Source organism: Acetatifactor sp. (genome assembly GCF_982438285.1).
Genome location: NZ_CEWDFQ010000190.1, coordinates 1 through 6,087, shown reverse-complemented (window position 1 = coordinate 6,087; position 6,087 = coordinate 1). Strand labels below are relative to the sequence as shown.

Here is a 6,087-nt window from a genome sequence, read left to right as displayed (position 1 = left end):
GGAAAGCTGACGGAACATTCGTTTTTTGGCATTTTGGATATCAATGCCCCGGCCGCCGATCACCGCCTCTGAATACGCTTTATAACGCTCATGATAACGCATCTCCACTCTGGAAATAAATATAACACTGGCAGAAATATTTGTAAACATGGCAAGGCAGGAAGCCATGTCATAGGATGTCATGCACACAAAGCTCCCCGCCACTTCAATACGCAGATCCGTATTCCAAAATACAAAATTATGGACAAAAAGTCCCATGGTATATAAAAAGTTTGCAGCCACCAGCTGGGGATACTTCCCAAAATACGCCAAAACCTCCCGGTATCTGCCGCTGTTTACCCGGAAATAGCTCTTTACCAGCGCAAGCTCCAAAGAGGCAATCAGTAAAAATCCCCCATCCAGCGCCAGCAGCATGGAAAAAGCGACCTCCATGCCCAGCACATAAACAAAAAACAGGGACAAAAGCACTGTCAGTGTCATTCCAAGGAGATAGAAAATAGATATCTTCTTATAATCCTTGCAGATAGACAGATAAAGCATGGAATAAAACACCAGCACCAGGGAAATATATCCGCAATATCCTGCAAACACATAGGAAAGGGCACTTTCCCCCACCAGATACCATCTGACACAGAAAGGTATCCCGGCCAAGGCCGCCAGAAGCATATTCATCCAAAGCCCCAGAAAAAAGCAGGGACGTATGTCCTCATAGGTTTCATTATATATGACGTCCGACAAATATTTGGAAAGCACAGAGTTAAAGGGCGCCGCCGCCAGCAGGGCGAATATGAAAATATAGAGAACCGTACAGGAATAAAGCTCCCTTTCGGCATAGCCCACCTTAGAATATCCAAGCAGGGCCTGCATCAGCGCCACCGCCCCGATCACCAGAAACATGGGGGCTATGGTAAACATGGTGCTGTAGCCAAACCCTATCAGGTTGGTGGTTATGGTTCCTTTTTCGAAAATTTTATTTAGTCTGATTCCGATTCCAGCCATGACGTATCCTCCTCGGGCCATAGTTTTCCATAATCCCAGCCGATTCTCTCATAGATTTCTTCATAGGCCTCTTCCATCTGTTCCTGTCTGTATCTATTCTTTACTCTTTGATACCCACACTCCCCCATATGGGCGCAGAGTGCCTTTTCCTCTGCCAGCTCGCATATGGCGGCGGCTATCTCCGCCGTATTCATAATATGGGTGAGAATCCCCGCAGTACCGTATCCATCCCCGTCTCCATAAATCAATTCCCTGCAGCACCCCACGTCTGTAGCAATCACAGGCTTTTTCGCCGCAAAGGATTCCAGAATGGTCAGAGGCTGTCCCTCGCTGATGCTTGTAAGAAGCGTAAAATCCATCCTTCCCATATATTCCCTTACATCAACTCTTCCCGTAAAAATAATATCCGCCGCCCCCAGAGCCTCAACCAACGCAAAGCATTCCTCCGCGTACTCCTTGTCCTCGTCCAGGGGGCCCATAATCCAAAGCCTGAGCTTTTCGTTCTTCTCCTTTGCAAAAGCAAAGGCCCTGATCATGGTTTTCACATCCTTTATGGGAGCCACTCTCAGCACAGCGCCGATGTTCACAAAGCCCTCATCCTCCGCCTTTTTGCCGGACAGCTTCTCAAACCGCTTTAAGTCGATGCCGTTGGGCGTTACCGCCGTTTTCTCCTCAGGACAGCCAAGCCCGATCTGCAGCTGTCTGGCATGCTCGTAAAGGCTCGTCACCGTATCCGCACGCTCGTAGGCAAGGGCGGACATTTTTCGAAACTGATCAATCCAGATATTTTTATAAATTCCGGATACCCAGGATGCCTTTAACAACTCCTCCTCCCGCTCTCTGGTATATATGCCGTGCTCGGAAATCAAAAGCCCGCTTCGATAAAAATGCTTGGCCATGCTTCCCAGCACCCCTGCATAGCCTGTGGAGGCGCAGTGATAGATATCCGCCTTGGGAAGTCTGGTCTGGAGAATTAAAAATAAGGGCATATAAATAGACCGCATGGTCCACAGGAAATCCGAAAATACAATATAAGGATATCTCTGCCTGTAAAATTCCTTTACGATCTCCAGGAAATCCGCCCCCATCAAAAGATCGTCAATGGAAAACTTTTCCTTCTGAAACATTTCAAATACCGTGTCCCAGTCAACATCCTCATTGGAAATAATGCTCCGAAGGGCGTTATATTCCTTCTCATTCAGCCTGGTCCGCTTTCCCCGCTTAGCCTTCCTGCCCCAGTCGTAGTCCTCCAGATAGGCCTCATAAACCGCAGTGAGGTTTTCCGGCAGCTCATATACAAATCTGCCTCTTTGGGAACGGCTTCCCACAATGCTTAGGAGCACAAACTCCACCTGGGGAAATGCCTTTATCATGCTGTGTATCCAGCTGGACACGCCGCCTACCACATAAGGGTAGCAGCCCTCTGCAATCATACAAATTTTCATTGCCCGCTCCTTGCGCTTTCTGCTCTCATAGGCCAAAAGAAAGCTCCTCCTTTGATTTTCCCAGCTCAATCCTGGCTCTATCAGACAGCATTTGAATCAGAAAAGCATCCTCCTCCAGCTTTTGATAATCGGCTCCCGAAATCTCTGTGATTTCCTCACCATGGGTGCGTAATAAAAACCATGCCTTATCTGCCTCCTGTCCGTTTTCCAGCACAATCACATCCTCCGTCCGCTCCCAGGCATAAGAAAGGTTTAAAAAGCATCTCACCCGTTCATCGCTCTCCGACAGAGTGGTTGCGGAAAAGCCCTGAAGGCTGTATCTGTTTAAGCTTCCGGAAATCTCTTCATAAAAATTCTCCCAGCGGTCCTCTTCGGAGTCCGGCCACAAAACAGACTTCATATCAATTAACAGATTGGAATACCCCAGCGCCGTCATCAGACTTTTGTGCCGCAGGCTCTGGGAATAGGTGTCCTGCACCCCGTTTACGGTTATCCTCTGAGCCGTCAGATCGTCACTGTAATAAGCCACCGGAGGAAGGAGAAAATCCGCTTCCTCCCCTGGAGTATATACAAGGGTTACCGCATCCTCCAAGGCGCCGGCCTCTGCCAGCCTTTGCAGCTCCTCAGGGATACCCTCTCCTGCATAATAGGCGCCAAACTGATACCCGTTCTCAACCTCCTCCCAAAATGCACTGTCCCTCTTTCGCTTTTCCTCCAGAGTAATCCCCTCTCCATGCTCCAGCGTCTTTCCCGCCTCCGCATCTATCTCCTTCATCTGCTGCAGATAAAAAGCATAGTTTTCCGTCTCCGGCTCCTGGCCGTCCCCATAATCATACTGAGGCATCAGAAAAAAGGTCCCCTTCAGGCCGCTCCTGCGAAACAAAGCTGATATCCCCGGCCATATAATATCCTGTTGCAGCGAGGAGGATTTCCTGCTGTAGAGCGCCTCCATCACCTCTGCGTTCTCCTCCGCAAAGCCAGGATAACCTGTTATGGTCACATTTTGGGCATTGACCACAGGATACAGTGTAACAGAGCTTGCCTCATATTCAATGGCGCTCAAAATACCCAGGCCCGCAAGATCGGACATATAGTCTCCGTTTACCGCAAAGATAAAGGCTCCTTCAAAGGTGTTTCTCCAGATCAGGGCCGGATATTCCTCCCTGTCCACCCCCTCCTCCTCAATCACTCCCCGCATATAGGTCTTTGTTCCCTTTCCTGCAACATACCAGGAGACGGAAAGCGCAAGATCCTGTTTTTCCTCCTCCTCTTCATTTTGGGCTGCGTAAAGACTTTCTCCTCCCAGCAAAAAACCGGAAAACAGCTGCACACCCAAAAGCCTAACTTCCTCTTCTCTCGCCTCTTCAACGCCAAGAAGCTCCTTTAACCCGTCATTTTCCTGTATTTCCGAATAAGACGGCAGGCTTAAGAATACGATGGGCACGCCTTTTTTGGCTATCTCCGCGATCTGCTCTGTCTGCGTCCCGAAATCCGCCCCATCCCCCTCAATCAGCACAAGCCTGGGCAATTCCCCATCCTCCAGGGCCCATCCGTCAAAATCAGGCCGCAGGGTAAGCCTGCGCTTCGTATACAAACACCATTGGGAGGCCACTCTCTGAGCGTCGCTTCCTTCCTTTCCCACAAACAATACATATTCTCCTTCCCCTTCCTTTGCCTGCCAGCGCCCCTCTCCCGACAGGCGCTCTTGCTCCATGTATTGATTGGTGCCGTATTCATTTCCCATTTCCTTATAAAGCTGTAAAAACTGAAACATAAAGAACAGCACCGCCATCATAAGGCATATGCTGAAAAATTTTCTGTAGGATATCATTTTCCGCTCCCAACATCAGGAAAATACCCTGATCAGTTCAAGGGTTTCGCTGTCGATCACCACAGGCGACTTTTTCAATTCCTCCACCACTGCAAAAAATTTTCTTTTCTGCCCGCTGCTGAAATAAAGCTTAAGCTGGCAGGTGTAGGTTGCCAGGGTATTGGGATATTGATATTCCGCCCTTTCGCACCACTTGGCGCAGCCGTCATAGTCCTCGATCTCCAAAAGCCTCAGACTCACCGCCTCATACATGGCACTTGTCATCTGCTCCCTTTTTTCCTTATAAATAATCTCGCAGACCTGATCCAGAATGTCCACAAAGCTTTTCTGCTCCATATCCGTAAATACTCTCTGCTCCAGAACCTCGTTCATGTAATCTACAAGCATTTCCGCATATACCAGCCGATTTTCATCCCCCTCTAAAATGGCCTTGTACTGCTTCTGCACATGAAAGCGAAAATCATTCAGCGCATCCTGCAGGACACTTGCCGCATAGTGGGCCGTCTCTGAATCCTCGCTGTTTAACGCCAGCGCAATGGAAGAAAGGGACTTTCTGATATCTCCCCGCACCACATTAAACATCAGGTTTCTCAGCTCCTCCTTGTCCGTGATTTCTATGGCCTCTTCCAAGGGAACCATATTGCGCTCTCTTTCCTCTTCCGCATGGACAAAGGTCCGGACCCGCTCCTTGCTGAAAATAACGTCCTCCAAATCTACCGGCTCGGAAAAGAAAAACACAAAGAAAAGATTAGAGAGCAGAAAAAAGACGGGGCCCGCCACCGGGCATAAAAGCATCACTCCCGCCCGCAGCAGACAGCCCTTTCTCCTCCCCTTTTTCCTGGTGTAATTCCAGACCAGATAAAGGACGACAACGAGAAGATTCACTCCAAGCACCGCCGTCAAAGCAATCATTTCTCTGCTCATGCCTCCGCCTCCTCAGCGATACAAAGCCTAAGTCCCAGCTCCTCAAATCTTTTGATCACAAACTGGGCGTTCACCCTGTTTGTGTTTGACAGCAGCACATATAAGCCGCCGTCCGGCATGGTTCCCACATAGTCCGACTGACGAAGGCTTCCAGCAATCAGCAAAGCCGTCTCCTTTTGATCCTCCACTCTGGATTCTATCTTTAACAGCGTACATTCCGTAAGCCCTCTCTTTTGGGCCTTCACATAGGCCTGCACCAGCGCCGTAAAGGCATCTGTTCCAAGAAGCGGCGTTCCATCCACATACCGCTGATGTTCCAAAGCCGCCAAATATCTGCCTGCCCGAAGCACCGCATTTTGTATCAGGGCGCTGATCACCACAAGCTGGTTGGCCTGTCCAAGGGTCATGCGTTCCCAGGGAATATCCCACACCATAAGAATCATCTGCATCTCATCATTTTCACAGATGGCGCTGGCCATCAGCGGATAACGCTCGTCCATCTTACGGTTGATAAACACTTTTCCCGCCGCCAGGGTTTCATACAGCTCTCCCATCTGGGTATACTGTATGGAATAGCCCAGCATGCGCGCTTTTTTTGATGTGGCGGAAAACAGGCGGGCATAAGCCTTGTTTGACACCGTATAGATAGCCACGTCCCGGCTTTTTAAAAGCCTGCCCAGCATCTCCGCCGCATAAAACAGTACCTCCTCCGGACTGTAATGCTCCAGGGCGGAGGTGATACTGTAAATTTTGCCCACGCTGTCGCTCTGATTTACAATCTGCGTCTCCAGAGCATCCTTCACACGCACATTGCTGCTGTTGATATCCTGAATATCCGTAAGCTGAAGCGTAAGAAAATCCTTCTCCTGCTCACTCTCTTCCTTCAGT

4 protein-coding genes and 1 pseudogene are annotated in these 6,087 nt (G+C 49.4%); all 5 read right to left on the bottom strand.

The features are described from left to right. The coding region (gene pelG / locus AC1WIP_RS10170) for an exopolysaccharide Pel transporter PelG (protein WP_481141721.1) at positions 1–999 on the bottom strand (999 nt) is incomplete at its 3' end. Beyond that, on the bottom strand, positions 975–2,444 hold the full coding sequence (gene pelF, locus AC1WIP_RS10165) for a GT4 family glycosyltransferase PelF (RefSeq protein WP_481141720.1): 1,470 nt from the start codon (positions 2,442–2,444) through the stop codon (positions 975–977). The genes pelF and pelG, both read right to left, overlap by 25 nt. 25 nt (positions 2,445–2,469) lie before the next feature. After that, complete coding sequence (locus AC1WIP_RS10160) at positions 2,470–4,275, bottom strand: hypothetical protein (protein WP_481141719.1); 1,806 nt, start codon at positions 4,273–4,275, stop codon at positions 2,470–2,472. Positions 4,276–4,290: 15 nt separating this feature from the next. Next, a complete protein-coding gene (locus tag AC1WIP_RS10155; RefSeq protein WP_481141718.1) occupies positions 4,291–5,199 on the bottom strand; it encodes a hypothetical protein in 909 nt (302 codons plus the stop codon). Continuing rightward, positions 5,196–6,087, bottom strand: a pseudogene (locus tag AC1WIP_RS10150) (NAD-dependent epimerase/dehydratase family protein); the annotation flags it as partial. The gene AC1WIP_RS10155 and the pseudogene AC1WIP_RS10150, both read right to left, overlap by 4 nt.